This window comes from Clostridium bornimense (assembly GCF_018917145.1).
In the GTDB taxonomy this organism is placed as follows: Bacteria; Bacillota; Clostridia; order Clostridiales; family Clostridiaceae; genus Clostridium_AN; species Clostridium_AN bornimense_A.
The window spans coordinates 1-1,212 of record NZ_JAHLOD010000123.1 but is presented as its reverse complement, the minus strand read 5'-3'; the positions used below and the strand labels follow the sequence as shown (position 1 = coordinate 1,212).

Genomic DNA, 1,212 nt, shown 5'->3' with positions numbered 1-1,212 from the left:
GTTAGGAGGAATTAACAATGGCAAAGGCAAAGTTTGAAAGAAGTAAGCCACACGTAAATATTGGAACAATCGGTCACGTAGACCACGGTAAGACAACATTAACAGCTGCAATCACAACTGTATTATCACTTGCAGGTGGAGCAGAAGCATTCAAATATGACGAAATAGATAAAGCACCAGAAGAAAAAGAAAGAGGAATCACAATCAACACAGCACACGTTGAATATGAAACTCCAAACAGACACTATGCACACGTAGACTGTCCAGGACACGCTGACTATGTTAAGAACATGATCACTGGAGCAGCACAAATGGATGGAGCAATCTTAGTTGTATCAGCAGCAGATGGTCCAATGCCACAAACAAGAGAACACATCCTATTAGCATCAAGAGTAGGTGTACAATACATCGTAGTATTCTTAAACAAAGCTGATATGGTAGACGATCCAGAATTACTAGAATTAGTAGAAATGGAAGTAAGAGAATTATTAAATGAATACGGATTCCCAGGAGATGATACTCCAGTAATCACAGGATCAGCATTACAAGCATTAGAAAACCCAACAGATCCAGAAAAATCAAAATGCATCCATGAATTAATGGCAGCAGTAGATGAATATATCCCAACTCCAGAAAGAGAAACAGACAAAGCATTCTTAATGCCAGTAGAAGATGTATTCACAATCACAGGAAGAGGAACAGTTGCAACAGGAAGAGTTGAAACTGGAGTACTTCATGTAGGAGACGAAGTAGAAATCGTAGGAATGCAAGATGAAATCAGAAAGACAACAGTAACAGGAATCGAAATGTTCAGAAAGTTACTAGATGAAGCACAAGCAGGAGATAACATCGGAGCATTATTAAGAGGTATCCAAAGAACTGAAATCGAAAGAGGTCAAGTATTAGCAAAAGTTGGATCAGTAACTCCACACAAGAAATTCGTAGGTCAAGTATACGTATTAAAGAAAGAAGAAGGTGGAAGACACACTCCATTCTTTGATGGATACAGACCACAATTCTACTTCAGAACAACAGATGTAACAGGATCAATCAAATTACCAGACGGAGTAGAAATGGTAATGCCAGGAGACCACATCGATATGAACGTTGAGTTAATCACTCCAGTAGCTATGGATGAAAACTTAAGATTCGCTATCAGAGAAGGTGGAAGAACTGTAGGTTCAGGAGTTGTTACTTCTATCGTTGAATAAT

Annotated in this window: 1 protein-coding gene; it reads left to right on the top strand. The window is 38.7% G+C overall.

Annotated elements, in window-relative coordinates; genetic code table 11:
- The first annotated feature begins 17 nt into the window (after window positions 1-17).
- Entirely contained in the window at window positions 18-1,211 is a 1,194-nt protein-coding gene (gene tuf, locus KQI30_RS16810; protein ID WP_216464487.1) for an elongation factor Tu, read from the top strand.
- The last annotated feature ends 1 nt before the right edge of the window (window position 1,212 follow it).